At 49.8% G+C, this 26824-nt stretch carries 24 protein-coding genes; 11 read left to right on the plus strand and 13 right to left on the minus strand.

Annotated elements, in window-relative coordinates:
- Window positions 1–13: 13 nt before the first annotated feature.
- Window positions 14–1939, plus strand: coding sequence for an ATP-binding cassette domain-containing protein (locus tag AWU77_RS10585; RefSeq protein ID WP_062063193.1), 1926 nt, complete (start codon window positions 14–16; stop codon window positions 1937–1939).
- Between the two features lie 72 nt (window positions 1940–2011).
- Here AWU77_RS10585 and AWU77_RS10590 read toward each other — a convergent pair whose 3' ends face one another.
- Together AWU77_RS10590 and AWU77_RS10595 are read right to left on the minus strand one after the other, a co-directional pair.
- Window positions 2012–2560, minus strand: a complete 549-nt coding sequence (locus AWU77_RS10590; RefSeq protein WP_238582380.1) for a porin family protein — start codon at window positions 2558–2560, stop codon at window positions 2012–2014.
- A gap of 147 nt (window positions 2561–2707) precedes the next feature.
- Window positions 2708–4273 (minus strand): TerC family protein, encoded by a 1566-nt coding sequence (locus tag AWU77_RS10595; RefSeq protein ID WP_238582388.1) that lies wholly within the window; start codon window positions 4271–4273, stop codon window positions 2708–2710.
- Window positions 4274–4646: 373 nt separating this feature from the next.
- Between AWU77_RS10595 and AWU77_RS10600 the strand changes: the two genes are divergently transcribed.
- Window positions 4647–5807, plus strand: a complete 1161-nt coding sequence (locus AWU77_RS10600) for a GNAT family N-acetyltransferase (protein WP_084618280.1) — start codon at window positions 4647–4649, stop codon at window positions 5805–5807.
- A gap of 49 nt (window positions 5808–5856) precedes the next feature.
- Here AWU77_RS10600 and AWU77_RS10605 read toward each other — a convergent pair whose 3' ends face one another.
- The 5 genes from AWU77_RS10605 to glnA form a co-directional block, all read right to left on the minus strand.
- Window positions 5857–7347 carry a methyl-accepting chemotaxis protein gene (locus AWU77_RS10605; protein WP_062063079.1) on the minus strand — a complete coding sequence of 497 codons (1491 nt, stop codon included), beginning with the start codon at window positions 7345–7347 and terminating at the stop codon, window positions 5857–5859.
- Between the two features lie 334 nt (window positions 7348–7681).
- Window positions 7682–9112 carry a nitrogen regulation protein NR(I) gene (glnG, locus tag AWU77_RS10610; RefSeq protein ID WP_062063083.1) on the minus strand — a complete coding sequence of 477 codons (1431 nt, stop codon included), beginning with the start codon at window positions 9110–9112 and terminating at the stop codon, window positions 7682–7684.
- Window positions 9099–10172, minus strand: a complete 1074-nt coding sequence (gene glnL / locus AWU77_RS10615; RefSeq protein WP_062063087.1) for a nitrogen regulation protein NR(II) — start codon at window positions 10170–10172, stop codon at window positions 9099–9101. The genes glnG and glnL overlap by 14 nt, the downstream gene beginning before the upstream one ends.
- Before the next feature lie 153 nt (window positions 10173–10325).
- Complete coding sequence (locus AWU77_RS10620; protein WP_062063089.1) at window positions 10326–10862, minus strand: DUF4124 domain-containing protein; 537 nt, start codon at window positions 10860–10862, stop codon at window positions 10326–10328.
- Between the two features lie 145 nt (window positions 10863–11007).
- Window positions 11008–12408 carry a type I glutamate--ammonia ligase gene (gene glnA / locus AWU77_RS10625; RefSeq protein ID WP_062063093.1) on the minus strand — a complete coding sequence of 467 codons (1401 nt, stop codon included), beginning with the start codon at window positions 12406–12408 and terminating at the stop codon, window positions 11008–11010.
- A 579-nt stretch (window positions 12409–12987) separates the two neighbouring features.
- On the opposite strand from glnA, the gene AWU77_RS10635 reads away from it, so the two are divergent.
- From AWU77_RS10635 to AWU77_RS10645, 3 genes are all read left to right on the plus strand, one after another.
- Window positions 12988–14196: a cation:proton antiporter gene (locus AWU77_RS10635; protein ID WP_062063101.1), complete on the plus strand. Its 1209-nt coding sequence runs from the start codon at window positions 12988–12990 to the stop codon at window positions 14194–14196.
- 102 nt (window positions 14197–14298) lie between these two features.
- A complete protein-coding gene (gene thiI / locus AWU77_RS10640) occupies window positions 14299–15774 on the plus strand; it encodes a tRNA uracil 4-sulfurtransferase ThiI (RefSeq protein ID WP_062063195.1) in 1476 nt (491 codons plus the stop codon).
- The gene (locus tag AWU77_RS10645; protein ID WP_062063105.1) at window positions 15774–16835 is read left to right on the plus strand and encodes an acyltransferase; all 1062 of its coding nucleotides are present in this window, start codon (window positions 15774–15776) and stop codon (window positions 16833–16835) included. Before thiI ends, AWU77_RS10645 begins: the two co-directional genes overlap by 1 nt.
- A gap of 4 nt (window positions 16836–16839) precedes the next feature.
- Here the strand turns inward: AWU77_RS10645 and AWU77_RS10650 are convergent, their stop codons facing one another.
- Both AWU77_RS10650 and AWU77_RS10655 read right to left on the minus strand, forming a co-directional pair.
- Window positions 16840–17244, minus strand: a complete 405-nt coding sequence (locus AWU77_RS10650; RefSeq protein WP_062063109.1) for a type II toxin-antitoxin system VapC family toxin — start codon at window positions 17242–17244, stop codon at window positions 16840–16842.
- A gap of 11 nt (window positions 17245–17255) precedes the next feature.
- A complete protein-coding gene (locus AWU77_RS10655) occupies window positions 17256–17486 on the minus strand; it encodes an antitoxin (protein WP_062063113.1) in 231 nt (76 codons plus the stop codon).
- A 184-nt stretch (window positions 17487–17670) separates the two neighbouring features.
- Here AWU77_RS10655 and typA point away from each other — a divergent pair, with 184 nt between their 5' ends.
- The 3 genes from typA to AWU77_RS10670 all read left to right on the plus strand — a co-directional run bounded on the left by typA (window position 17671) and on the right by AWU77_RS10670 (window position 21194).
- Entirely contained in the window at window positions 17671–19497 is a 1827-nt protein-coding gene (gene typA, locus AWU77_RS10660; protein WP_062063117.1) for a translational GTPase TypA, read from the plus strand.
- A gap of 171 nt (window positions 19498–19668) precedes the next feature.
- Window positions 19669–20520 carry a sulfite exporter TauE/SafE family protein gene (locus AWU77_RS10665; protein ID WP_238582382.1) on the plus strand — a complete coding sequence of 284 codons (852 nt, stop codon included), beginning with the start codon at window positions 19669–19671 and terminating at the stop codon, window positions 20518–20520.
- A gap of 14 nt (window positions 20521–20534) precedes the next feature.
- Window positions 20535–21194 (plus strand): hypothetical protein, encoded by a 660-nt coding sequence (locus AWU77_RS10670; protein ID WP_062063119.1) that lies wholly within the window; start codon window positions 20535–20537, stop codon window positions 21192–21194.
- 12 nt (window positions 21195–21206) lie between these two features.
- Here AWU77_RS10670 and hemH read toward each other — a convergent pair whose 3' ends face one another.
- Window positions 21207–22247, minus strand: coding sequence for a ferrochelatase (hemH, locus tag AWU77_RS10675; protein ID WP_062063123.1), 1041 nt, complete (start codon window positions 22245–22247; stop codon window positions 21207–21209).
- 155 nt (window positions 22248–22402) lie between these two features.
- On the opposite strand from hemH, the gene AWU77_RS10680 reads away from it, so the two are divergent.
- Window positions 22403–22780 carry a thiol-disulfide oxidoreductase DCC family protein gene (locus AWU77_RS10680; protein ID WP_062063127.1) on the plus strand — a complete coding sequence of 126 codons (378 nt, stop codon included), beginning with the start codon at window positions 22403–22405 and terminating at the stop codon, window positions 22778–22780.
- On the plus strand, window positions 22780–23064 hold the full coding sequence (locus AWU77_RS10685; protein WP_062063131.1) for a DUF6482 family protein: 285 nt from the start codon (window positions 22780–22782) through the stop codon (window positions 23062–23064). The genes AWU77_RS10680 and AWU77_RS10685 overlap by 1 nt, the downstream gene beginning before the upstream one ends.
- A 6-nt stretch (window positions 23065–23070) precedes the next feature.
- On the opposite strand, the gene AWU77_RS10690 is transcribed toward AWU77_RS10685, so the two are convergent.
- The 3 genes from AWU77_RS10690 to AWU77_RS10700 form a co-directional block, all read right to left on the minus strand.
- Entirely contained in the window at window positions 23071–23460 is a 390-nt protein-coding gene (locus AWU77_RS10690; RefSeq protein ID WP_062063134.1) for a gamma-glutamylcyclotransferase, read from the minus strand.
- Between the two features lie 37 nt (window positions 23461–23497).
- Entirely contained in the window at window positions 23498–24622 is a 1125-nt protein-coding gene (locus AWU77_RS10695; RefSeq protein ID WP_062063137.1) for a PQQ-dependent sugar dehydrogenase, read from the minus strand.
- A gap of 82 nt (window positions 24623–24704) precedes the next feature.
- A complete protein-coding gene (locus AWU77_RS10700; RefSeq protein ID WP_062063141.1) occupies window positions 24705–25421 on the minus strand; it encodes a YafY family protein in 717 nt (238 codons plus the stop codon).
- A 262-nt stretch (window positions 25422–25683) separates the two neighbouring features.
- Between AWU77_RS10700 and pip the strand changes: the two genes are divergently transcribed.
- The gene (gene pip, locus AWU77_RS10705; RefSeq protein ID WP_062063143.1) at window positions 25684–26658 is read left to right on the plus strand and encodes a prolyl aminopeptidase; all 975 of its coding nucleotides are present in this window, start codon (window positions 25684–25686) and stop codon (window positions 26656–26658) included.
- Window positions 26659–26824 lie beyond the last annotated feature (166 nt).

The raw sequence follows: 26824 nt of genomic DNA on the forward strand, positions 1-26824 counted from the left end.
TAGAATGCGCGCCATGATTCAATTACAAAACATCTCCGTACAGCGCGGCACCAAATTTTTATTGGATGCTGCCGATCTCACTATTTACCCTGGCCAAAAAGTCGGTTTGATCGGCGCCAATGGCACCGGCAAATCCACCTTGTTTCAATTGTTGCTGGGCAAATTGCACAGCGATACCGGCTCGCTCGATATTCCCAAGCAGTGGCGCATCGCCCACATGGCGCAAGAGGTTGGCCATACCAGCCGCAGCGCACTGGATTATGTGCTTGATGGCGATAACGAATTGCGTCGTTTGGAATTGGAAATTGCCACCGCCCTGCAAGATCCGGAACACAATGGCGAACAGCTCGCGCACCTGTATAGCGATATGGAAAACATCCACGCCTACACCGCACCTTCGCGCGCGCAACAATTGTTAAATGGTTTGGGTTTTGCACCGGGGGATGACCAACGCCCGGTATCGGATTTTTCCGGCGGCTGGCGCATTCGTCTGAACCTTGCACAGGCATTGATGTGCCCATCGGATTTATTGCTGCTCGATGAACCGACCAACCACTTGGACTTGGATGCAACCCTGTGGCTGGAAGAATGGCTCAAACGCTATCCCGGCACCTTGATAATTATTTCGCACGACCGCGACTTTCTCGACAACATTGTCGATCGCATTGTTAATATCGAAAAACAAAAACTCGATAATTACAGCGGTAACTACTCTGCGTTTGAACGCCAGCGCGCCGAAAAATTAGCGCAGCAACAGGCGAGTTTTGAGAAGCAGCAAGAGCGCATTGCTCACGTTGAAAATTATATTCGCCGCTTCCGCGCGCAAGCGACCAAAGCCCGTCAGGCTCAGAGCCGGATTAAAGAGTTGGAGCGCATGGAAAAAATTGCGCCCGCCCATATAGATTCGCCGTTTACCTTTACTTTTAAATGCAACGACAAAATGTCGGTACCGCTGGTGCACATAGCCCGCGCCGACATTGGCTATAACACTGGCGCTGGCAACAAAATAATTCTGAATAAAGTTGAACTGGCGATTCGCGCCGAAACCCGTATTGGTTTACTCGGCCCCAATGGCGCGGGTAAATCCAGCTTGGTAAAAACCCTCGCTGGTTCACTGCCGCTGCTGGCCGGTGATCGCACTAATGGCGAACATTTTAAACTCGGTTATTTTGCCCAACATCAATTAGAAGCCTTGGATATCAATGCCTCTGCAGCGCTGCATATCCAGCGTTTATCACCGCAAGCACGCGAGCAGGAAATTCGCGACTTTCTCGGCAGTTTTGATTTCCACGGCGACCGCGCCTTTGAACCTATCACTCACTTTTCCGGTGGAGAAAAAGCGCGACTGGCGCTGGCGATTATCGCCTGGGAAAAACCCAACGTATTACTGCTCGACGAACCCACCAACCATTTGGATTTGGAAATGCGCCACGCGCTCACCATGGCGCTGCAAGAATTTGAAGGCGCTGTGATTGTGGTGTCGCATGATCGCCATTTACTGCGCAATACAGTGAATGAATTTTTACTGGTTGCCGATGGCAAGGTGGAAGAGTTTGACGGCGATCTGGAAGATTATTACAAATGGATGCAACAGCAAAAAACCAATATAGCTGTCGCCGAAAAAGAAACTGCGGTTAACAGCGAGAGCGATTCAAAAGTTGATAAAAAGGCCCAGCGCCAACAATCGGCAGCGGCGCGCGCGCAACTCAAGCCGCTCACCAACAAATTAAAATCCCTCGAAACCCAGATGGAAAAACTGCAGACGCGGCTGAGTGAAATTGAAACCCAGTTAGGCGACCCCAGTATTTACGATGAAAAAAATAAAACCATTTTGCAACCACTGCTGCAAGAGCAAGTGAAATTGCAAAATCAATTAGACGAGACAGAAGAAAACTGGTTGATGGTCAGTGAAGAGTTGGAAGCAGCACAGCTGGGATAACCGGTGAATCGTTTTTATAAATAAAAAAGCCAGCGCTAAAAAACGCTGGCTTTTTACATTAACGCCGGGGGTTTAGAAATTCATCCGCAATCCCAGTGCAAGTTCTGATGACTCAGAACCCAAACCTACATCACCCGTTACCGAAAAAGTAGGGGCAAACCAATAAGCAATACCACCGCTCAATACGGTATTACCATCGAAGGCGGTATGGTGTGCCAACTCTACTTTCAGTTCGACATTATTTTCGATAAAACCGCGCAAACCTGCTGCAACGATTAAACCTGAATCGCTATTGCCATAGTCAACTGAGATATTTTCTGCACTCAGGGCACCGTATAGGCTCGAATCTGCCCCAAATAATGTATGGTAACCAATACCCATCTTTAGGTTTTCTGAGCCACAGCCATTGCCACTCACATCGCTATAAGAGCCAAGCGCAAAAAAATCGCTGTTTAATTCAAGGCTGCCGCCCAAACGCACACCATCTTGGTTACAGCCACCATCAAGATCCTGATTAATAAATTGAACGCCCGCATAAGTGTAACTAACCGCACTGCGCGCCATCACACTTGCGCTGGCAAACAAACTCACTGCCGCTATTGCCAAGCTTATTTTTTTCATTGAATTTTTCATTTTAGAGAATCTCCAGTAAGGTCTTCCGGGGTGATACTAGTGAACGAGCATGAACAAATCCTGAATACCCATAGGGGAAGAATTTCGCGCGCATTATCGGTGGAAGTTATCGCGAAGAGGGTGAGGCAGTTCTCGTTAATAACCAATCTGTGTAATGCCGGGGTCTTCGGGTAAGTGCGTGGCTCGCACTTGTAAAATACGGCGGCCTTCCATATCGATAATTTGGAATTGATAACCCACCAAGGTAATTTCTTCGCCCACAACGGGAACATGCTGCAGTTGCTCTAGCAGCAATCCGGCAAGGGTAAAATAATCACCGTCGCCACGCATCAGCTTGATATGCAATAACTCTTCGACTTGCTCCAATGAAATACTGCCATCCAGCAGCCAGCCTTCATCGGTCTGTGTTGCAAGTGGCTCGTCGTAGGTGTCGGCCAACTCGCCGGCAATCGCCGCAAGCAAGTCGCCGGTGGTCACCACACCTTTAATACTGCCGTATTCGTCGATCACTATTGCCAGCGGCAGGGTTTCCTGGCGCAGCATCTCCAGCACTTTAAGCGCGCTGGTACCCTCAGGCACGGCGAGCGGTGAAAGCGCTAATTTGGCCAGATCTAGCGGTTGGTTATCGAGTGCCGCAGTGAGTAAATCGCGGCTTTGCACTACACCGAGCAAGTTGTCCAATTCATCCCGCGCGACCAGCAAGCGGGTTTGTGGTGTGGTCTTGAGGATTTCCAGCAACCGCTCGGGGGTGGCATTGGCATCGACCCAAATAATATCCGGGCGCGGAGTCATTAAGGATTGAATAGGGCGATTCGACAACTGCAACACACTGCGAATCATATGGCGTTCGCTGTGCTCAAATGCCATTTCTTCATCTTCCGGCGATGCGGTCATACCGGCGATATCGGCGCCGACTTCATCGGCATCGCTGCGGCCACCCAACAGCTTCAATACTGCTTCTGCCGTGCGGTCGCGCAGCGGGCGTTCGCCAATCAGATGGCGGGTGCGATTAGAGCGCGCCAGTTGATTAAATATTTCGATCAGTACCGAGAAGGCAATTGCGCCATAGAGATAGCCTTTGGGGATTTCAAAACCGGCGCCTTCGGCCACCAAACTGAAGCCAATCATCAACAAAAAGCCGAGACAGAGCATGACTACAGTGGGGTGACGATTCACAAAGTCAGTCAGCGCTTTACTGGCGACAATCATCACCATCATCGCAATCACCACTGCAATCATCATCACCTCAAGGTGATCAACCATACCCACTGCAGTGATTACCGCATCTAATGAAAAGACTGCATCGAGTACAATAATCTGCGCAACCACGCCCCAAAAAGCGGCGTGAACCTGAGTATTGCGTGGCACCTCGAGTTTGCCCTCCAGCCGCTCATGCACTTCAACAGTGGCTTTAAACAGCAGAAACAGGCCGCCGAGCAACAAAATCAGATCGCGCCCAGAGAGGCTTTTATCAAATACACTAAACAGCGGCTCGGTTAAGGTCACCAGCCAAGAGATTCCTGCCAAAAGCAGCAAGCGCATCAGCAGCGCCAGACTTAAACCTAGAATGCGCGCCTTATCCCGTTGATGGGGCGGCAGTTTATTGGCCAGAATAGCGATGAAGATCAGGTTGTCGATCCCCAACACAATTTCAAGCACTATCAGGGTTAACAGACCCAGCCAAGCGCTGGGATCAGCCATCCATTCCACAGTTATTTCCTCAGGATTAAATCGAACAATCGATCAACAATAAAAGAGATCGATAGCGAGCTTAGAGCAGCCAGGCACTGTTTATTTAGCGACACCGCCGAAAAGGACTGGGCAATAGCCGACAGCAAGAAAGGTAAACTGATACAGGGGCGATCCAAGGCAATGGGCCTTGGGTCAGGTTCTGACGATGGCATTGAGAAACCAGAGTGTTATCAAGATGGCGGAATTCTACTGCAGTAGGGAGGATAATGCCTAGCGCCGGTTTTCCCTCACCACGAAACTTTACGCGGATACAACGCAAAAACCGGCTCAGCGATTAATCTAACCGCCGACTTTTCTCGCTTTAATCAAGGGGCAGCTCAGGGTGCATATTTGTTTTATCGACTCAATTCATCAGATTGCCGCTGCGCATTGGAATCAGCTGTGCCCAACGGATTACCCTTTTGTGCGCCACGAATTTATTGCCGCCTTGGAAGACCACCACTGCACCAGCGCAACCACTGGCTGGACACCGCACCACCTCTTGGTGTGGGCAGGTGAGCAATTAGTCGCTGCTTTGCCTGGCTTTATCAAAACCCACTCCTATGGCGAATATGTCTTTGATTGGAGTTGGGCAGATGCCTACCGCCGCCATGGATTTCAGTACTACCCTAAATGGATTAACGCCATTCCGTTTACGCCCTGTGTTGGCCCGCGTTTACTCGCTAGCCCCGCCACACTAACAGCGGAATTCATAGCTAAACTGCTGCAAGTTCTGGCCAGCGAATGCACTGCAAAAAACTTTTCCAGTTGGCACTGCCTATTCCCGGATGCCGACATGAGTACACAATTGCGCCGACACAACATTCCGCAACGTTTGGGCTGCCAATTTCATTGGTTTAATCGCGACTATAAAAGTTTTGATGACTTTCTCGCGCAGATGACATCGCGCAAACGCAAAAACATTACCAAAGAACGCAGACAAGTTTTAGCCCAAGGGTTTGCATTTGAGGTGAAAACTGGACATGAATTGACACCACAAGACTGTGAAGCTTTTTATTCGCTTTATCGCAACACCTACTTAAAGCGCAGCGGCCACCAAGGCTATTTGAATGCGGGCTTTTTTCAGCAACTCGGCACCACCATGAGCAACAATTTGGTACTGATCAATGCGATTAAAACAACGGAGTCCGGTGCGAAAAATGTTATCGCTGCATCACTCTTTCTGCGTGATAACACTACCTTATATGGACGCTATTGGGGCTGTTTTGAAGAGTATCAATTTCTGCATTTTGAAACTTGTTACTATCAGGGCATTGATTATGCTATCGCTCATCAATTAACCCGCTTTGATGGCGGCGCACAAGGCGAACATAAAATTGCGCGGGGCTTTGAACCAGTGATCACCTATTCCAATCACTGGATTACGGAACCGGGATTTCGCACCGCAATCGAACAGTTTGTAACAGAGGAAGCTGAGGCTATTCGAACTTATGCCGAGGATGCCAAGGCGCACTTACCGTTTAAGCAAGAGGATGCAGAATAAAAAATGGCGCTATCAAAGCGCCACTTTTAACATTACAGCAAAAACAAACCTATACCTTAAATGTGTCGATTTGCTTTTTCAGTTCGCTGGTTTCATTGATTAATTGACTGCCGCTGTGGTTCACCACCTGCGCATTTTCAACCACGTTTTCCGACAGACTGTGAATCGCAGTAATATTTTTACTCACCTCATTCGCCACAGAACTCTGCTGATGTGATGCAGTGGCAATTTGATGATTCATATCATTGATAACCCCAATATTTGCCCGAATTTTATCGAGTGCACCGCCAACTTTTGAGGCAGTGTCGATAGTCTCGCGCGCGGACGCGGTACTGGTGCTCATCGCTTGATGTGCCTCATCGGCAGCGCGCTGCAACTGTACAATGATTGATTCAATTTCCTCTGTCGATGAGCGAGTTTTTTGTGCCAGTGAGCGCACTTCATCGGCCACCACCGCAAAACCTCGCCCTTGCTCACCTGCGCGAGCCGCTTCAATTGCAGCATTCAATGCCAGTAAATTGGTCTGCTCGGCAATCGTACGGATAACTTCCATCACCGAACCAATGTTGACCGAGTTGTTTTTAAGCACCTGAATTTTTTGTGCGGTCGATTCAATCTGACTAGTAAGACGATTAACGTTTTCCAGCGAGAGATTAACAATAGTATTGCCTTCTTCCGCAAGCACGCTGGTGGCAGTTGTGCGCTCAGCAGTATCACCCGCGTGGCGAGCAATTTCATTAGCCGATGCCGATAATTCTTCTACCGCCGTGGCCACTAATTCAATTTCACGCAATTGCTGTGAAGTCGAATTAACGGTGTTTTCAGTGGCGCCGCTCATTTTGTTGACGTTGACACGCACCTTATCGTTAACCTGCACCACATTGCGAATGATGGCAGCGATATGCTCCATTACCAGATTAAAGTTATGGGCAAGTGCAGCGATTTCATTTTGGCTATCGGTTGGTAACCGGCGGGTTAAATCACCACCCCCACCGGCAATTGTGGCCAGCGAGCGAGTTACCTCATCAACCGGCGCCAAAACCAGGCTGCGAATCAAGATGTATACCGTAATCAAACTGGCAGCAAGCAAGGCAATTACGGTAAAAATCGTCGTCTTTCTCTGATTGCTCAGGGTTTCCTGCAGCTCTTGGGTAGAGAAACTGATGTTATAGCTGCCTATTGTGCTGCCGTTGTAGACAATCGGAATCGCATCGCGAGACAACTGATTTTTGCTTTCGTCACCATCGGCCGCCTTTGCTAACGACTGGCCGCGATGATCAACCACACTCACCGAGGTCACTAGTGAAGTATTAACCAACGATTTAGCAATCGCCTCAATTTGCTGGAAGTCGTAGGCAAACACTGCCTCAAGAATGGAGCTGTTGGTCAACTCAATCATCGCCGACGTTTCAGCCTCCAATTTTTTCTCCAGATTGTCGGAGGCAATTTGGTCGTTGACCAGAGCGACGATAACCGCAATCGCCAGCATGGCGATTGTCAGCACCATCATCAATTTGGTGAGCAAGGATTTTTTTACCATGTTTCCCCCGAAACTATTCGGCTATTAGACTTATTAAGTTACCCAGTATTATTGACGGCAAGAACGCACCAATCTTGAGCGCTAACTTCCAATCAAAGTGAGTAATTGCTTTTAATCGGTATACAGATGTTCTTAGCGAGCCGTAGTAGTGAGCCAAGATGGCAACGGCTGTTGCATACCAGTTAGGGAAGTATAGACACAGCTTTGCAATGCTGCGCGAGGAAGAAAAGAAGATCTGAAAAGATGTTTTTAATAGCAGGGCAGATACGGGAGAACAACAGGGCGATGAGCCGGCTTACCAGCTCGGATCGGCTCATCGCCAAAGACTCAAAAATTAATCATCACCATCTGGGTCATTACCGCCCGCCATACCCAATTCCTTGAGCTTGCGAGTGAGGGTATTGCGCCCCCAGCCCAGTAAATTAGCGGCATCTCGCTTGCGCCCAGCGGTGTATTTCAGTGCTGTTTCAATCAATGCCCGCTCAAAGGTGGGCACCGCTTCACTCAACAATTGATGCTGCCCGCGGGTCAGTGCTTGATCTGCCCAGTGGCGCAGGGCTTTTTCCCAATCGTCGGCCGGGGTACTGGTCTCTTTGTTTTCCAGCAGCTCGGGCGGCAAATCTTCTATATGCACTTCGCGCCCTGACGCCATAACAGTGATCCAGCGACAGGTGTTCTCCAACTGGCGAACATTGCCCGGCCACTGCAGAGAGCAAAAATACTCTTCCGTCTCTGGCAGCAATACTTTCGGGTCAACATTTAACTCAGTTGCCGCTTTGTGCAGGAAGAAGCGCGCCAACTTGGGAATATCCTCACGGCGATTAGCCAATTTCGGGATATGAATACGAATCACATTGAGGCGATGGAACAAGTCTTCACGGAAACGGTTGTCCGCTACAAGTGTTTCCAGGTTCTGGTGAGTCGCGGCGATGATACGCACATCCACCTTAACCGGGGTGTGACCACCAACGCGATAAAATTCACCGTCAGCCAATACCCGCAAGAGACGGGTTTGGGTCTCGGCAGGCATATCGCCGATTTCATCGAGGAATAGGGAGCCGCCGTTAGCCTGCTCAAAACGCCCCTGACGCTGGGCGGCAGCACCGGTAAAAGCACCTTTTTCGTGGCCAAATAACTCGGACTCCATCAAATCTTTGGGAATTGCCGCCATGTTCAGCGCAATAAAAGGCTCGTTGCGGCGCGGACTGTGGCGATGTAGCGCACGTGCCACCAATTCCTTACCGGTACCTGACTGACCGTTGATAAGCACCGTAATGTTGGATTGCGACAAGCGGCCAATCGCGCGAAACACCTCTTGCATCGCCGGTGCTTCACCGATGATTTCCGTATTGGTTTCCAGCGCGGCCTCGGCGCCGTGTTCAGTTTTTTGTTCTTGCGCATGGGCGAGAGCACGCTGGGTAACAGCGACCGCGTCATCCACATCAAAGGGCTTGGGCAGGTACTCAAATGCACCGCCCTGATAGGCAGCTACGGCGCTGTCCAGATCCGAGTGGGCGGTCATGATGATAATTGGAATCTGCGGATGGGTATTGTGCAGATTGCCCAGCAAGGTCAAACCATCAGTACCCGGCATGCGGATATCACTGATAATCGCATCGGGAATATCGCGGTTGAGCTGACTCATGGCGCTATCGCCCGAGTCAAACACGCGAGTTTCAATGTTCGCCCCCTGCAGGGCCTTTTCCAGCACCCAGCGAATCGAGCGATCATCATCAATAATCCAGACTTTATTAGACTTCTGCATGTTGCGCTTCCATTGGTAAGTAGAGTGAGAAACGGGTTTTGCCCGGCTCACTTTGGCACTCGATAAGGCCATGATGTTGATGGATAAGATGTTGCGAAATGGTCAAGCCAAGCCCCGTGCCTTCGGCGCGGCCGGAGATCATCGGGTAAAAAATATTTTCGATCATATCGGTGGGAATACCGGGACCATTGTCGATGATATCGATCCGACACACTAACGAGTGATGTTTACGACCAATGGTGTACTGGCGATGGATGCGAGAGCGCAGCTGAATGACACCGTTGAGCACATTGGCCTCCACCAAGGCCTGCATGGCATTGCGCACAATATTGAGCAACGCCTGAATCAGCATTTCCTTGTCACCTTGCATGGCGGGAATACTTGGGTCGTAATCGCGCACGATTTTGATTGCGTCGCTACTTTCCGCTTTGATGATATTGGCGACGCGTTCGATTGCCTCGTGAATATTGAGCGATTGCCATTTAGGCAGCTGATTGGGCCCAAGCATACGATCAACCAGATTGCGCAGACGATCCGCTTCATCAATGATGATATTGGTGTACTCGGTCAGACTGGTATCAGGCAGCTCACGCGCCAGCAATTGCGCGGCACCGCGAATACCACCGAGGGGGTTTTTAATCTCGTGTGCCATACCGCGCACCAGATTGCGCGTGGTTTCGTGCGAGCTGGTTAACATCTCTTCACGGCTGATGCGCAGCAATCGATCAATCGGCTGGATTTCAATAATCAAACCATCATGGTCGCCAAAAGGGGTCACTGTGTAATCAACCGTAATGGAACCGCCGCTGAGCAGGCGCCACTCGGCATGGCGCTTGGTGTAATGATTAGCCTGCGCCGCCGCCAGCTTTAACTGGCGATCAGTTTCATCGGACTCATAAAAAAAGTAGGTGATTGGCTCGCCGGTATTGCTCTCACAGCTCATTGCGAGCAGGGCTTCAGCGGCAGGGTTCATATGGCACAGCAGCAGGTCAGTATCCACCAAAATAATGGCGGTACTTAAGCTATCCAATATAGGTTTGTAGATATCGCGCGGACTCACCAGCTACTGCTCTCCTGAACGCCTCGACAATGGGCATGGAGGCTACTGCAAAAAACAAACCAAGTAAGAAAAAGGCGTTATTCAGCAAGTTTAGCCGCTGAATTTGTCCATAATGGGGATTTTCAAGAGAATGATAGCACCAAAAAGGTGCAATCATTTTGGCGTGGGCTTTGAAAGGGCATTAGTGTGAATGTTTGGGCGAATAACGTTCACGATAACCGGAGGTGACGTGCCCAATGATTGACCATCGGCATCAATCGCCTCTACCACCAATGTATGAGTGCCACGCGGAACATCCTTGACGATGATGTTGTTCATTGTTGTCTCCTCCAGCAACTCACCATTCATAAAATACACCAGTAAATGCCCTTGCTGGAGCCCCGGAGTAAGATTGATGGCTATCGCCAAATCGCGCTGTCCAACGGGGATAGTGACATCCGAGCGGGGGCTGATAATGCCAATTTGGTACTGCAACTCTGCCGTGCGCGACTCATAAGAAGCTACAGGTGTTGACTGCGGCAAGGGCTGCGCCCCTGGCACCGTATTGATCTCGCGCAACTTCAGCTTTTCTGCATTTTCGGTGCTCGGCTTATCGGTGTATTTGATCTTGCCATCCTTATCGACCGTCTTATACACATCCGCTGCGCTCAACTGCGCCAGAAAAAACATCACCATCAATAAACTACGCATTATTTACCTCTGCTGGCCAATCGTTTTCCCTAGGGTACTCCCGCGCCCCACAAAGAAAAAGCCCGCACCGTTTCCGGTGCGGGCTTTTTCACAGATTAACCGAGCTTAAGCCTGATTAGCCTGCAGCAAGACTTACACGCTGCTCTTAAACACTGTAATAGAGTTCAAACTCTACTGGGTGCGGAGTCATGTTGATGCGTTGGATTTCTTGTTTCTTCAGGTCGATGTAAGCATCGATGAAGTCTTTAGAGAATACACCGCCAGCCAACAAGAACTCGTGGTCAGCTTCAAGCGAAGCCAAAGCTTCTTCCAAAGATGAACACACTTGTGGGATTTCTGCTTCTTCTTCCGGCTCCAGATCGTACAGATCTTTGGTCGCTGCTTCGCCCGGATGAATCTTGTTCAGAACACCGTCGATACCCGCCATCAGCAATGACGCGAAGCACAGGTATGGGTTAGCAGTTGGATCAGGGAAACGAGTTTCGATACGCTTGGCTTTTTCACCAACAGTGTAAGGAATACGGATAGAAGCTGAACGGTTACGAGCAGAGTAAGCCAACATTACTGGCGCTTCGAAGCCTGGAACCAAACGCTTGTACGAGTTGGTAGAAGCATTACAGAAAGCATTCAATGCTTTAGCGTGCTTGATGATACCGCCAACGTAGTACAGAGCAGTTTCGCTCAAGCCAGCGTAAGCATCGCCAGCGAATTGGTTTTTGCCGTTCTTAGAGAAAGATTGGTGAACGTGCATACCTGAACCGTTATCACCGATCAAAGGCTTCGGCATAAAGGTGGCGGTTTTACCGTATTGGTGAGCAACGTTATGTACGCAGTACTTGAGGATCTGTACTTCGTCCGCTTTCTTAACCAGAGTGTTAGCGCCTACGCCGATTTCACATTGGCCAGCGTTAGCAACTTCGTGGTGGTGAATTTCAATTTCCAGGCCCATTGCTTCCATCGCGTTACACATAGCGCCGCGAATGTCGTGCAGTGAGTCAACTGGAGCAACTGGGAAGTAGCCGCCTTTTACGCGTGGAGCGTGGCCGTGCTTGCCTTCAACGTCATCACCTGATGACCAAGCGGCCTCTTCAGATTTGATTTTGTAGAAAGCGCCGCCCATTGAGCTGTGGAAGTGAACGCTGTCGAAAATGAAGAATTCTGGCTCTGGACCAAACAGGGCAACATCACCCAAACCAGTAGACTTCAGGTACTCTTCAGCGCGCAGACCGATAGAGCGTGGGTCGCGGTCGTAGCCTTGCATGGTTGCAGGCTCAACGATGTTACAACGAACATTAATAGTGGCTTCGTCGTAGAAAGGATCCAATACCGCGGTAGAATCATCCGGCATCAGGATCATGTCTGAGTCGTTAATACCTTTCCAACCAGCAATTGAAGAGCCGTCGAACATTTTGCCATCAACGAAGAAGCTGTCGTTTACCACGCTTGATGGGAAAGTAACATGCTGCTCTTTGCCTCTAAAGTCGGTAAAGCGCAAGTCGATCCAGCGAGCTTCGTGTTCTTTGATCAGGTCTAAAGTCTTAGACATTGAATGCCTCCAAGTTGTAATAGCCCGAAGGCTACGGATTGTGAAAGTTGTTATTGCGGCCAGTAAACAACCCCAAAGGGCGGATTACCTGAAAATTTTCCCACTTCATCCGGGCTCGCGACTCATTTCGGTGAGCGGGGCAAGACTAGGGTGTCAGAAAAGGGGCAAAATATATGCCATTTAGGGAAAATAGCAATAAGCGTTTAAAAATAAGGCTTTCCAGCAATAAGGCAAAGTCGCAGAAAAAGGCCGTGCACCAAAATAAGTCAAAATATTCCCGGCATGCACCAAAAAATGCCAATAAATATCAACTTATGGCAATCACTTTTTCTCCCCAGTGAAACGAGCGCTAGTGTGCCAGTAGCCTGCGCCAAATTGCATCACTTTTATGGCGATCCGACGACAAAATCTGACGAAAAGAATAGTTTTTGAGTGGTTTAGCTTTTGACTAAATGGGTCATAGGGATTATCTATAAGCCAGATGTCGAATGGCGCCCAAAATCCCTGTACCTTGCGCCATCCGTCAAACTGACGACAAGGCAATTTACAAAACCTAATAAGAATTAAAGGCTTAGCAAGATGCATATGACCACAACCGAAATTTTCCTGATCGCGATGGTAATTATTTTTACGGTCCCTTTCCTGATTTGGCGCTTGGGCAGAACCGATTACTGGGCGCCGCTGGTGGTGGTGCAGATCATCATGGGCATTGTGCTTGGCCCCGGGGTACTGGGTAAGGCATTCCCCGAGTATTACAGTTTTGTCTTTAACCCCGACGTCATCAAATCGCTCAACGGCATCGCCTGGTGGGCGGTGATGATTTTTGTCTGGATCGCCGGCATTGAGTTGGATCTGAAAAAAGCTTGGCAATACAAACGCGAAAGCGGTATCACCGCTGGCCTCGCACTGGGCACACCGCTGCTATTTGGCTGCGGCGCCGCCGTGTTGATGATGAGTTTTAGCGATGGTTGGATTGGCGCAAATGGTCTGACCTGGCAGTTTATTCTCGGTGTCGGCATGGCCTGCGCGGTAACTGCACTGCCCATCCTGATTCTGTTTATGGAAAAGATGGAGATTCTGCGCCAGCCCATCGGCCAGCGGATTTTGCGTTACGCCAGTTTGGATGACATCGCCATTTGGGGCGTGCTCGCCCTGATCCTGCTGGACTGGGAGCGTGTTGGCCGTCAGGGTATGTTCCTCGCCGGCTTTGCCCTCGCCGCCTACTTGTTCCGCAAATTGATGGTGGCGATTGCAGAGAAAGACCGCTGGTACTCCGGTTTTATCTGGCTGGCGATCTGTGGCCTCGCCGCCGATTGGGCAGGGTTACACTATATGGTCGGCGCCTTCCTCGCCGGTGCGGTGATGGATGCCGATTGGTTTAATCAGGAGGATATGGACAAACTGCGCCATTTTGTCTTGATGATCATCATGCCGGTATTCTTCCTGAGCACTGGCCTGCGCACCAATTGGGATGTCGGCGGCACCGCAGTATTTGTCGCGGCGGCGATTTTGTTAGTCGCTTCAGTTACCGGCAAGCTGGTCGGCATACACGCCGCAGGCAAGATTCTCAACTGGCAAAAAGGCGAAGCCTCAATCATCGGCTGGCTGCTGCAAACCAAGGCGTTGATTATGATCATCTTCGCCAATGTGCTGCTCGATAAACAGATCATCACCAGTGAGACCTTCACCGCGCTTCTGGTTATGGCGGTTGCCAGCACCATGCTGACCATTCCGCTGGTGACGCCCAAGCTGCAAAAAATGAAACAGCTCATTTCCCGCTCGCAGTAGTTGCTGTGTCGAACAGAGGCGCCGAACATGGCGCCGCTGTTGTATAATCGCCGCCTTTTTATTCAGCCAGCACTCGCTGCATCCTGTCAGGCGCAATTCCACATGCATATTGTTGTTAAAGTATTTTCCGAAATCATCATTAAAAGCCCCCCTGTACGGAAGCGCTTTATCAAACAGTTGCGCGATAACTTACGCCTGCTGCTGAGCAATTTAGGTGTCGATATCGATGTGCAACGCGACTGGGAAAAAATCGAAATTCGCTGCCCTCATGCCGATGCCAATACCGCCGCACAAATTGCGGAAGTTCTGGCACACACCCCCGGCATCGCTAACTTTGCGGTATTGCACGACTACCCACTGGGCGATCTCGACTCGATTTTCCAACACACATTGACTCACTGGCGCGATGCACTTGCGGGCAAAACCTTTTGTGTGCGCGTGAAGCGCGTGGGCAAGCACCCCTATAGTTCAGTTGAAGTAGAACAATATGTCGGTGGCGGACTGCTGCAGCACTCCGAAGCGAAAGGAGTCAATCTGCACAAGCCTGATGTTGTAGTGCACCTTGAAGTTAAAGGCGATCGCCTATGGGTACTTACCAGCAAAACCCAGGGCATGTGCGGCTACCCACTCGGCGCACAAGACCCAGTGCTGTCGTTAATTTCGGGCGGTTTTGACTCCACTGTCTCCACCTACTTGTGTATCAAACGCGGCCTGCGCGCGCACTACTGCTTTTTTAATCTGGGCGGACGGGCGCATGAAATTGGCGTAAAAGAAGTGGCCTATTACTTGTGGAATAAATACGGCGCATCCCACCGCGTTAAATTTGTCACAGTGCCGTTTGAAGATGTAGTGCGCGAAATTTTAGAAAAGGTGGATAACCCCTACATGGGTGTTACGCTCAAACGCATGATGCTGCGCGCCGCGGAAAAAGTGGCGGAGTCGCTAGAGATTCCTGCACTGGTCACCGGTGAAAGTGTCGCCCAGGTATCCAGCCAAACACTGGTGAATTTAAATGCGATTGATCGCGCCATCGACATGCTGGTACTGCGCCCGCTCGCCACTATGGACAAGGGCGATATCATCGACCTCTCGCGCAAAATCGGCACCGAAAGTTTTGCTGCGAGCATGCCGGAATACTGCGGAGTAATCTCGGTGAACCCGACCACCCGCGCAAAAATGCACAAGGTGGAACACGAAGAAAGCAAGTTCGATATGGCGGTATTGGAGCGCGCGATTGCCGAGCGCCGCGCGCAAAATATCGATGAAATCGTCGATGAGTTGGATGCGGATTTATCGGTGCCAGTAGTGGGCGAAGTCAATGCGCCCGATGTAATTATCGATATTCGCCACCCGGATGAGCAGGAAGCCAATCCGCTAAAAGTGAGCGGTGTCGAAGTGCGCACCATTCCGTTCTATTCGCTCAACCACAACTTCGCCAATCTGGATATGAGCCGCCAGTATTATCTCTACTGCCAAAAAGGGGTGATGAGCCAATTGCATGCGGCCAATTTGAAAGATGCGGGCAAATTGAATGTCGGCGTTTATCGCCCAGAGCCCAAAAGCGCCTGCGCTATTTGATGAGCGGTTCACTACTGGATTCAGAAAAGGGACGGCTAGTAGAGTTTGATTACCTGCGCGGTCTGGCAATTGCCCTGATCGTGCTGGGGCATTCGATTTTTTTGTCGGAACAAGGCTTTCCTTTACTGCTAGAGAATGTGCTGCGCGGCGGCACCGGCCTGTTTGTGTTTATCTCCGGTTTTTTCTTTCATCGCGTGTTTTATCAAGGCTTTGAGTACCGCCACTTCATGGGCAAAAAACTGCGCTTGGTATTGGTGCCGTTTCTTGCTATCTCATTGATTGGCTTGGGCTTTCGCATTATTGGTTGGGCACAGGACGGCCACGGCATAGACACATTACTGCTCAATAGTTGGTACACAGTGCGCAACGGATTTGTGCTCTATCCCCACTGGTATGTGCCGTTTATCCTGCTGACCTTTGCCTGTTCGCCACTGCACCTGCGCTATATTCACGCTGGCTTCCCGTGGCAAATCTTTTGGTTGCTGCTGTTTACGCTGATCGCGCTGTTTATCCACCGCCCCGATTCCAATATTAACCAACTGCAATCACTGGTGTATTTCACGCCCTACTATTTATTAGGCATTCTATGTTCGCGTTACAGCCAGTGTCTTTTAACCTGGCAGATGCCTGTATTGATACTGGGCTTATTGCTATGGCTCGCGACTGCATTCACCCAAACTTATGTGGATGTGCATGTGGGCAACTACCACAAGCACGCATTGGTCTGGACGGGAATTGATTGGCAGCTGCTGCAAACCTTAGGCTTTTGTTTGTGGTTATTAGTAGTGTGCCGCTATTTACCGTCAGGGCGAGGCTCACAGCATTTGCGCCTGCTGGCAGACAATAGCTTCCCCATCTTTTTTGTCCATCCACTGCTATCGATTCTGGTGGAAAATGTTATTCGTATTTCGGTGCAGTCTGGTTGGTCGATTCCACAGGGTGCATGGCCCGCCCTCTGGATCAGCGCATTGATTTTCATCTTCCAACTCTACGGCAGCCTGCTGGTAGTTTTGCTTCTGCGCCGCGGTTGGGGCGAAAAAAGTCGCTGGGTGATTGGTTAGGGCGCTACACCCAATTTTCTACTCGCAATCCCTCCACCCTGACAAACTCTTTTTCGTTATTGGTTACCAAAATCCAATCGCGTGCGCGGGCATGGGCGGCAAGCCATAAATCATTGTTGCCAATCATCTGCCCTGATTTTTGTAAACTCGCGCGAATTTCCCCGTAATGTTCGGCGACACTATCTGAAAGTACCTCAATATTCATCAAGTTGGCCAGCTCATCGATTACTGCCATGGCTCGCGCTTTCGACTGACTTTTCTCAGCGCCAAAACGCAGCTCACCCAGAGTAATCACCGACATAGCCAATTCATTGGCAGCATGTTGTGCGAAGCGCTCGCGCACCGAGAGGGGGTTATATTTGGCGATGTAAATACAGATATTGGTATCGAGCAAATAACGTGTAGCCATAAAAAATCCTGTTAAAAGTCTTCCCGTTCCTGAGGCGGCAGATCATCCCGCTCTTGCGCCATAACATCGCTTGGCAGGCGGGTAAGCGCATCAAAAATCGCCCCGGCATTGGGGGTAACCGCACGCAGGATAATTTCATCGCCACGGCGAAAGATTTCAACCTGATCTACATCAAACCGATATTCTTTAGGCAGTCTTACAGCTTGGCTATTACCGGATTGAAAAACACGAGCAAGCGTCATAGCTATATCCTCCATAGCGTAGTTACATCAAGTATATACGCGAAGTATTTACACTAACAGCTTAAATTTTCACCAATTGAATCGCCACAAGCATATCCGTGTAACCCCTTCATAGGTATAATGCGCGCCTTTTTACGCTTCCCCATTTGCCTGACACAGGCGCACACCCAAGAGAAATCCCACAGTGACAGATCAATCAGCAATCGAAAAACTGCGCAATATCGCCATTATCGCCCACGTTGACCACGGTAAAACCTCTATGGTTGACCAGTTGTTGCGTCAATCAGGCACCCTCGACCGTCGCGAAGACAGCGGCGACCTGATCATGGACAGCAACGATCAGGAACGTGAACGCGGCATTACCATTCTGGCCAAGAACACCGCGATCAAGTGGAACGATTACCGCATCAACATCGTGGACACCCCCGGCCACGCCGACTTCGGCGGTGAAGTAGAGCGCGTTCTGTCGATGGTTGACTCTGTATTGCTGATCGTTGACGCCGTTGGCGGCCCTATGCCCCAAACCCGTTTCGTAACCTCAAAAGCGTTTGAACAAGGCTTGAACCCCATTGTTGTTATCAACAAGATTGACCGCCCGGGCGCGCGCCCTGAGTGGGTAATGGATCAGGTGTTTGACCTGTTCGACCGTTTGGGCGCCACCGACGAGCAACTCGACTTCCCGGTGATTTACGCCTCGGCACTGAACGGTGTTGCCGGTTTGGACCCAGACAATATCGCTGAAGATATGACCCCGCTGTTCCAAATGATCGTCGACAAGGTGAAGCCACCAAAAGTTGATTTGGATGGCCCTTTCCAAATGCAAATTTCTGCTCTGGATTACAGCAGCTACGTTGGTGTAATCGGCATCGGCCGTATCACGCGCGGCAGCCTGTCACCCAACCAACAAGTGGTTGTAGTTGACCACGAAGGCAACCAGCGCAAAGCGAAAGTGTTGCAAGTCATGGGCTACCACGGATTGCAACGTATCGAAACCGACAAAGCATACGCGGGCGATATCGTCTGTATCACTGGTGTCGATAAACTCGGCATCTCCGATACCCTGTGCAGCCCGGATTGCATCGAAGCCTTGCCAGCGCTCTCTATCGATGAGCCAACCGTAAGCATGACCTTCCAGGTAAACGACTCGCCCTTCGCCGGTAAAGAAGGCAAGTACGTAACCAGCCGTAATATCAAAGACCGCTTGGATCAAGAGCTGATCGCCAACGTTGCGCTGCGTGTACAACAGGGCGATTCACCGGATAAATTTATCGTCTCTGGTCGCGGTGAATTGCACTTGTCGGTACTGATCGAAAATATGCGCCGCGAAGGCTACGAGATGGGGGTTTCGCGCCCGGAAGTAGTTCAAAAAATCGTTGATGGCGAAATTCACGAGCCGTTCGAGCAAGTAGTAATCGACGTTGAAGAGGAACACCAGGGTAAAGTGATGGAAGAACTCGGCCTGCGTAAAGGCGAGTTGACCAATATGGAGCCGGATGGCAAAGGCCGCATCAAGCTGGAATTCCTCTGCCCATCGCGCGGTTTGATTGGTTTCCGTGGCCAGTTCCTGACCATGACCTCTGGCTCCGGCATCATGACCAGTATTTTTGATCACTACGGCCCGGTAAAAGAAGGCGAAGTGGCCAAACGTCAAAACGGTGTATTGGTTTCTATGGTGAAAGGTAAAACCCTCGCCTATGGTTTGCACCCGCTGCAAGACCGTGGCCGTTTGTTCCTCGGCGCTGGTGTAGAAGTGTACGAAGGTCAGATCGTGGGTATTCACTCACGCAATAATGACTTGGTAGTAAACCCAACCAAAGCCAAACAATTAACCAACGTTCGTGCTTCCGGTACTGACGATGCGCTGACCCTGTCACCGCCTATCCGTCATACACTGGAGCAAGCCTTGGAATTTATTGAAGATGACGAGTTGGTAGAAGTAACGCCACTCAGCATCCGCGTGCGTAAAAAACTGCTCACCGAAAACGAGCGTAAGCGCGGCAAAAAAGCCTAACGATCATTAACCGCAAGGTGCAATCGTTAAGCCAAAATCCCCAAAGTGAAAACGATGGGGATTTTTTTCGACTGGTGTATTCACGCTCAAGGTGTTTCGGTGGAAGTTTTCACGACTGTCTGAGACATGGATGTCGAAGATAAGCCTCCATGGATGGATTCACGGCGTGTCGTGAAAGCTTCCGCTGAAACACCCATGCAACAAAGTAGTTTTGCCATGGATATCTATTTTATTGTTGCTCTACTAACACTCGGCGCCTTTACCGGATTTTTTGCCGGGCTATTGGGCATTGGCGGCGGCGGCATTATGGTGCCCGCACTCACCATGTTATTTGTGCAGCAGCAATTTCCCGCTGAGCATATTGTGCATATGGCATTAGCAACCTCGATGACGGCGATTGTGCCTACAGCGATTGCAAGCTTGCGCGCGCATCACCAACATCAGGCCGTAATTTGGCCGGTAGTGATAAAAATTGCGCCGGGTATTTTGCTCGGCACCTTTGCCGGTACTTTTTTGGCGAGTTATTTAGCGGCCAAACCGCTGGCGATTTTCTTCTCCTGTTTTATGGCGCTGGTTGCACTGCAAATGGTGCTCAACCGCAAACCGAAACCATCACACCAATTACCCGGCGCTCTGGGTATGAGTACGGTTGGCACGGGAATAGGGGGCATATCGGCACTGGTAGCGATTGGTGGCGGGACATTAACGGTGCCTTTTTTGGTCTGGTGCAATATTCGTTTACCAATTGCGATTGGCACATCGGCAGCGGTGGGTTTACCTATCGCCCTCGCTGGCGCAGCGGGTTATGCCGTGAATGGTTGGGGTATTAGCAATTTACCCAATTACACACTCGGTTATATTTTCTGGCCAGCAGTTTTGGCAATGGCGGCAATGAGTTTTATAACTGCGCCGCTAGGCGCAAAACTCGCGCACCGTTTACCCATCACACTACTGAAAAAAATATTTGCGCTACTGTTAATTGGGCTTTCCGTGCACATGCTTGTAACCGTATTTGGCAACTAATTGGATAAACTTGCATGAGCATCACCCAGTCCATAGTTGCAGCACTCAAAAAAAATCTTGTGCCCGGTTTGGTACTGCAATTGTTTGCTCTAAGTATTTTAGTTATTTATTTTTTTGTGCCCGCCGCCAAACCTGTATTTAGTTGGTTTGGTGTATTAAAACAACACTATGGCTTTGCCTACTCATTTATCGCCACCGCTTTGTTTGGTGGACTTTTGCCTTTTTTATATTTGTGGCTAAGCAACAATCTTGCGCCCAATCGCAACATGCCAGGCCTGCTGATTTTTTATATTCTCTTTTGGGGATTAAAGGGCATGGAGGTCGATTTATTTTATCGCCTGCAAGCAGACTGGTTTGGCACTGGCAACGATGCAAAAACCATCATCACCAAAATGGCCGCGGATCAATTTATTTACAGCGCACTCTGGGCTGCACCGGGCATCACCATTATTTATCTATGGATGGAGTCCAACTGGAATATTGCTGAATGCAGAAGGGCGATGGACAAAAGATTTTTCTGCGTAAAAATTCCAACCGTTGTGTTATCTAACTGGCTGGTTTGGATTCCAGCGGTATCTGTGGTGTATGCAATGCCAGCAGAATTGCAGATACCGCTATTTAATTTAGTGTTATGTTTTTGGGTGTTGTTGTTGGCGATACTAAACAAACGCTAACGACCAAACCTCTTATACAGAAGCTTGGGAGCAGACTTTACTCTTCACCAATTGCACTAGCGCCTCGATATGATCGGCACGATCATTCAGTGCGGGAATATAATCGTACTTTTCACCGCCCGCCTCAATAAATGTATGGCGATTTTCCACCGCCAACTCTTCTAGTGTCTCCAAACAATCTGCGCTAAATGCAGGCGATAAAATCGCAATGTTTTTAATGCCCTCTGCGGGTAAACTTTTTAGCGTTTCATCGGTATAAGGTTTTAACCATTCCGCATAACCAAAACGGGATTGGAAACAGGCCATGTAATCATCTTTATTTAAACCCAACTTCTCCGCCACAAGGCGAGTAGTTTTAATGCACAAACAATAATAGGGATCGCCCAAGTCCAGATTGCGCTTGGGCATTCCGTGATAAGAGAAAAGTATTTTCTGCGGCTTACCATTTTTCTCGATATGTTCGCGCACTGAATTGGCGAGCGCATCGATATACAAAGGCTGATCGCAATAGTTATTGATAAAATGCAATTCCGGAACCCAGCGCCATATCGATAATTCTTTTGCCACTGCATCAAAACTGGAGCCAGTTGTCGGCGCGGCATATTGCGGGTAGAGCGGCAGGACAATAATTTTGCGCACACCTTCACTTTGCAATTCACGCAGCGCACTCGCAATGGACGGATTGCCGTAGCGCATGCCGAGTTTTACGCTAAAACCATCGCCTAACTGCACCTGTATAGCCTGCTGCTGTTGTTTACTGATCACCAGTAACGGCGAGCCTTCACTGGTCCACACGGATTGATATAGTTTGGCCGATTTTTTCGGGCGCACGCGCAAAATAATGCAGTGCAAAATAAACATCCAAGCCAAGCGCGGAATTTCAATCACGCGCGGATCGGATAAAAATTCACGCAGATAACGACGCAGTGCCGATGCATTAGGTGCGTCCGGAGTACCAAGATTAGTGAGCAGCAAACCGACTTTTGCAGCGGGCCTGTTAGCAGAATGAAACACCGGATCAACATCATAATTAAGCGCGCGAAATTGATTCATCTAATGGCTCCGGGGGAAATACAATCAATAGTAAGCGGGCACAACATACTCGCTCAAGCGATGAAAATCCAGCAGCGAAAAAAAATGATCGCAATCAGGATCGCCTGCGTAAATATTGCTCGAATCTGGTTATCCCGTATATTGAGAATAGCACCATGGCATTACCCCAACCCACGCATCGCGCCCAGCTCTATTACGATGGCCGCTGCCCACTCTGCAGTCGGGAGATGGCTTTTTTACGCCGATACAAAAATGCAGGATTAACGCTGGTTGATATTCATCAGTTACTGCAGCTAAGTGACGCAGAGCAAGCGCAAATGCTGCGCAACCTGCACCTTCAAATGCCAGACGGGAGTTGGCACCTTGGCGTTGACGCTAACGTAATGGCTTGGTCGTTTACGCCCATAGGTTTTTTATGGAAGCCGCTGCGCTGGAAGATTTGGTCTAACTTTGTTGATCGCATCTACCAACGCTGGGCAGAGCGCCGCTATTGTCGTACTTACGCCTGCCATTTGTTGCAAGGAGTTAAATAATGAATGTAAATAGCCGCGCACTGATTTTCAGTTACAGCGATTGTGTGCACTATCTGGCTGGAATTACTCATGAGCCGGAGGGACAGAGCGATCTTGCACAGCTGCTTAAAGATTCTGCAGGAAAACTGCGTAAGTTTCCCAGCCTCTATCGCGCCCAACTTGCATTAAAAGAAATTGGGTTTAATCAATGCTGGCTGGTAATGCAATCACCTTATGATGAAATGATCGGCGGTGGCGCAGCGCAAAAAACCGAACTGCCCATGCCGCTAGCTGCAATTGATTGATACTCGCTATGCTTTTAAAAAATCGCCACTGGTAATTAATTCAAATCCTTGAACTGGGTGCTGATAAACATAAACCCAAGCCGACATGACCGCGCCAGCATCCGTGCTTAGGTCTATTTTTTTGCGCTGGTATTCCTGCGTAGGTAATGATGGGTAAGTACACTCTTCATAAACATCCAGATTCACCAGCTGCTCTGCTGATACCCGATATATTTCACCCACAACTGTACCGGCTGCATTGTCCAGCACTAATGCGGGATAATAGCTAACGCGATACAAATTGCCCCTTACTTTTGCATTACCAATAAATTCAGCACCCGCCAAATAAGTTTGATGCGCGCCCGTCGCACAAGCGCGGCGCAAAGTGCCGTAGACAAAAATATAATCGTTCTGCATAAAGTATTGGAGGCAGCAAACGGTGCCCCTGAGGTTTTTATTGCGGTGATAATTGATAAATTTTGGCTTTGCTTTCGTCGGTCACTAAATAGACCAAACCATCCGGCCCCTGCACCACATGGCGCAAACGCTGATCCAGCTCTTTGCTCAGCAATCGTTCTTCTTTGGTGATTTTTTCACCTTCCACAACCAAGCGCACAAACGTTTTATCTTTCAAACTGGCAAGTAGAATATTATTTTTCCACTGTGGAAATTTATCACCGGTATAAAAAATAAATCCGGCTGTGGCAATCGATGGTACCCATTTGTAATTGGGTTGCTCCATGCCTTCTTTGTGTGTGCCTTCACCAATTTTTCCGCCGCCATAGTTTTCGCCATAGGTAATCACTGGCCAGCCATAATTTTTTGCCGCGCGATCAATATTTAATTCATCGCCACCCTGCGGTCCGTGCTCACCGGTCCACAATTCTTTAGTGGTGGGATTAATCGCAGCGCCTTGCATATTGCGGTGCCCATATGACCAAATCTCTGGCAGCGCGCCCGGTGTTTTTACGAAGGGGTTATCCTTAGGGATTGAACCATCGGCATTAATGCGCACCACTTTACCTTGATGGTTATCGAGCGTTTGCGCCTTGTCTTTTTCACTATAGCGATCACCCAATGTAATAAACAGCGTGCCGTCTGGCGCCCATACCAAACGCGAACCAAAATGCGCGCTCGAATTTATTTTCGGTTGCTGACTAAATACACGGGTTACATGTTCCAGCTGGTTGCCATTCAGCGTGGCAAAACTGACTGCCGTACTATTGCCGCCTTTACCCGGCTCAGAGTAACTGAAATAGATTTTTTTGCTGGAAGCAAAATCCGGTGCGAGCACTACATCAAGCAAGCCCCCCTGACCCTGCGCATAAATATCGGGCAAGCCGGTAAGTGGTTTCCCCACTTTTCCGTCTGCACTTACTATACGCATGCGCCCGCGGCGCTCAGTCACCAGCATGCTGCCATCGGGCAAAAAGGCCATACCCCAAATATTTTCCAAACCTTCGACGATGGTTTTCACCTGAATGCTGCCAGTTTCCGTGGTGACCGAAAGTGTTTTGGCACTTACAAAAGGCGTGATTGCAGCCATGCACAAGGCGAGGCTAAGCGTGCGAAGTTTCATAAAATTCTCCTGAGAAGTGCACTCAGGTTAACAAGGTGATGATGCAAGGGCAATTTAAGGTTTGTTAAGCGAATTAACAGTGTTATTGCTCGGTTGCATCGGGTTCCTGCGCACATTTTTCTTTCATCAACTGCAAAAAATGTTTAAGACTTTTCGTTTCACTGGTTTCGAATTTTTCATCGGTCACGACTATCGCTTGGATACGATCCAACCTGAAGGTGCGATAGTCATCGCGCAGATGGCACCAGGCCACCAACGTCCACACCTTGCCCCAAAAAATCATGCCAAGCGGTTCAATAATACGCGAGCTGTGCTGCTCATCGGCGCGCACATAATCAATCGCCACCCGCTGACGCAAACGTATTGCCTCGCGCATCGGCTGGCTGTGTGCGGTGTAATACTTTTGCACCTCTTCCATATTGGGTACCAGCAACGGCAGGCTCTCATCGCTGTGGCGCAAATGGTCGGGCAGCACAGCAAGAATTTTCTGAATCGCCTGATTGGCGTGGATCGCCATATCCGTATCGCCCCAGCTGCTGACCATGCGTGCGCCCAGCAACAACGCTTCCACTTCCTCCCGATCAAACATCAGCGGCGGCAACTGATAGCGGTGGGAGAGGCGATAACCCACACCCGCTTCACCTTCAATCGGCACACCAGACAAACTGAGTGATTGGATATCGCGGTAGATGGTGCGCTCGGAGACACGCAGGTGTTCGCTCATTTGTTTCGCGGTAAGCACAGTGCGGCGATTGCGCAGCAGGGTGGTGAGCTGAAAAAGGCGTTCGGCGCGATGCATAAAAGTCTCGGGATGGGCTATTGGCTTACAAAACGAATGCGCTATGCTAGTGAGCACCACTGACAGTTTATGTCAGCAAGTGTCCAGATGTTAGCCGGGATGAGGATGAATGCCTTATTTGAGCCCAATCCCAGTGCTGATTTGTGCCGCAGATTCGGTTTTAGCCGTGAAATTCGACCGCACCCACAAGCGGCTGTGCTACCTTTAGTGGGCGCGACTCCTGTGCACATCTTTTAGTGATTGACCCGAACAAGGCGAGTTTATGCAGATTTTTTATCCCGAGATAAAACCCTATCAGCGTCACCAAATTGCCGTAGAGCCTCCCCACGAATTGTATGTCGATGAATCCGGCAACCCCGATGGCATCCCCGTATTGTTTGTACACGGCGGCCCCGGCGCGGGTTGTGGCAAGTATGATCGCCGTTTTTTCGACCCTGAAGTCTATCGCATTGTTCTGTTCGACCAACGCGGTGCCGGTCGCTCGCGCCCCCACGCAGAATTGCAAAACAACAGTACGCAAAAATTGGTGGAAGATATAGAAGTTATCCGCACCAGCCTCGGTATCGATAAATGGGTACTGTTTGGCGGCTCCTGGGGCTCTACCCTCAGCCTGGTCTATGCACAGACCTATCCCGAGCGGGTACTGGGTTTGATTTTGCGCGGCATTTTTTTATGTCGCCGCGAAGACTTGCTGTGGTTTTATCAGGAAGGTGCCAGCCGCTTGTTTCCCGACTACTGGGATGACTTTAAAGCACAGATTCCCGAAGCAGAACGCGGCGATATGATCGCAGCCTACTATCGCCAGCTCACCGGCGAAAACCAAATTCAGCAAATGACTGCCGCTAAAACCTGGTCGGGCTGGGAAGGGCGCACCGCAACGCTCAAGCATTGTCAGGATGTCGTCGATTCTTTCACCGAACCGCACCGCGCCCTGTCACTCGCGCGTATTGAAGCGCACTATTTTATGAATAATGCATTTTTGGAACCCAACCAAATTTTGCGCGACGCCCATAAACTTGCCGATATTCCCGGCACCATAGTGCATGGCCGTTACGATGTGATCTGCCCGCTCGATAACGCCTACGCGCTGCACAAAGCTTGGCCGGGCTCCAAATTGCAGATTATCCGCGAGGCGGGTCACGCCTCTCGCGAGCCAGGCATAGTGGATGCACTGATCCGCGCAACCGACGAGTTAGCGCAAAAATTACTGCATACCAGTGGCGATCAATTAGCCTGAGGCCAGCGAATAAGCAGTCAATAACGGAGCCAAATGGCTCCGTTTTATTTTGCAGTAAAGAGTTCGATGCTATGATTCAACTCGCAGGCGCAAGATCTGCCGCTGTGTAAACCAGCGAGAATAACCACATTACTGACGATCAGGCTGATCACAACAATTAATAGAA

It is taken from the genome of Cellvibrio sp. OA-2007, assembly GCF_000953825.1.
Classification (GTDB): Bacteria; Pseudomonadota; Gammaproteobacteria; order Pseudomonadales; family Cellvibrionaceae; genus Cellvibrio.

Coding starts and splice junctions, on each gene's coding strand:
- AWU77_RS10585 (WP_062063193.1), top strand. CDS start 14: ATGATTCAATTACAAAACATCTCCGTACAGCGCGGCACCAAATTTTTA.
- AWU77_RS10590 (WP_238582380.1), bottom strand. CDS start 2,560: ATGAAAAAAATAAGCTTGGCAATAGCGGCAGTGAGTTTGTTTGCCAGC.
- AWU77_RS10595 (WP_238582388.1), bottom strand. CDS start 4,273: ATGGCTGATCCCAGCGCTTGGCTGGGTCTGTTAACCCTGATAGTGCTT.
- AWU77_RS10605 (WP_062063079.1), bottom strand. CDS start 7,347: ATGGTAAAAAAATCCTTGCTCACCAAATTGATGATGGTGCTGACAATC.
- glnG (WP_062063083.1), bottom strand. CDS start 9,112: ATGCAGAAGTCTAATAAAGTCTGGATTATTGATGATGATCGCTCGATT.
- AWU77_RS10620 (WP_062063089.1), bottom strand. CDS start 10,862: ATGCGTAGTTTATTGATGGTGATGTTTTTTCTGGCGCAGTTGAGCGCA.
- glnA (WP_062063093.1), bottom strand. CDS start 12,408: ATGTCTAAGACTTTAGACCTGATCAAAGAACACGAAGCTCGCTGGATC.
- AWU77_RS10635 (WP_062063101.1), top strand. CDS start 12,988: ATGCATATGACCACAACCGAAATTTTCCTGATCGCGATGGTAATTATT.
- thiI (WP_062063195.1), top strand. CDS start 14,299: ATGCATATTGTTGTTAAAGTATTTTCCGAAATCATCATTAAAAGCCCC.
- AWU77_RS10645 (WP_062063105.1), top strand. CDS start 15,774: ATGAGCGGTTCACTACTGGATTCAGAAAAGGGACGGCTAGTAGAGTTT.
- AWU77_RS10650 (WP_062063109.1), bottom strand. CDS start 17,244: ATGGCTACACGTTATTTGCTCGATACCAATATCTGTATTTACATCGCC.
- AWU77_RS10655 (WP_062063113.1), bottom strand. CDS start 17,486: ATGACGCTTGCTCGTGTTTTTCAATCCGGTAATAGCCAAGCTGTAAGA.
- AWU77_RS10670 (WP_062063119.1), top strand. CDS start 20,535: ATGAGCATCACCCAGTCCATAGTTGCAGCACTCAAAAAAAATCTTGTG.
- hemH (WP_062063123.1), bottom strand. CDS start 22,247: ATGAATCAATTTCGCGCGCTTAATTATGATGTTGATCCGGTGTTTCAT.
- AWU77_RS10680 (WP_062063127.1), top strand. CDS start 22,403: ATGGCATTACCCCAACCCACGCATCGCGCCCAGCTCTATTACGATGGC.
- AWU77_RS10685 (WP_062063131.1), top strand. CDS start 22,780: ATGAATGTAAATAGCCGCGCACTGATTTTCAGTTACAGCGATTGTGTG.
- AWU77_RS10690 (WP_062063134.1), bottom strand. CDS start 23,460: ATGCAGAACGATTATATTTTTGTCTACGGCACTTTGCGCCGCGCTTGT.
- AWU77_RS10695 (WP_062063137.1), bottom strand. CDS start 24,622: ATGAAACTTCGCACGCTTAGCCTCGCCTTGTGCATGGCTGCAATCACG.
- AWU77_RS10700 (WP_062063141.1), bottom strand. CDS start 25,421: ATGCATCGCGCCGAACGCCTTTTTCAGCTCACCACCCTGCTGCGCAAT.
- pip (WP_062063143.1), top strand. CDS start 25,684: ATGCAGATTTTTTATCCCGAGATAAAACCCTATCAGCGTCACCAAATT.